This is a genomic window from Gemmiger formicilis (assembly GCF_016901605.1).
Taxonomy (GTDB): domain Bacteria; phylum Bacillota; class Clostridia; order Oscillospirales; family Ruminococcaceae; genus Gemmiger; species Gemmiger formicilis_B.
Map to the genome: position 1 here is coordinate 1 of NZ_JACJKP010000551.1, position 327 is coordinate 327.

The 327-nt window shown below is 54.7% G+C and carries 1 protein-coding gene; it reads left to right on the forward strand.

Annotated features, from left to right (window positions below; translation table 11 throughout):
• Positions 1–127: 127 nt before the first annotated feature.
• Positions 128–327 (forward strand): SMC-Scp complex subunit ScpB (locus H6B10_RS15895; RefSeq protein ID WP_204652410.1); only part of this gene is annotated, 200 nt, incomplete at its 3' end.

Consider the following 327-nt stretch of genomic DNA (forward strand, 5'->3'; position numbering starts at 1 on the left):
CGCAGTACCAATGTGGCAACTTTCCTGGCATTGCTGGAACTGATCCGAGCAGGGCGTGTTCGTGTGGAACAGGACGGCGCACTGGAACTGGATCGCAGCCATAACAGACAAAAGGAGGGCAATGCCCATGAATGAGGCGCGGAATATCGGCGCATTGGAAGCGATGCTGTTTGCACATGCCGAACCGGTTGAACTGGAACGGCTGGCTGACGCACTGCGTCTTTCCACCGTGGAAACGCAGGATTTGCTGGAACGTCTGCAAAAACGATACGATGAACAGGAAAGCGGTTTTGCTTTATTGCGTTTTGGCCCGGACCGCTGGCAGAT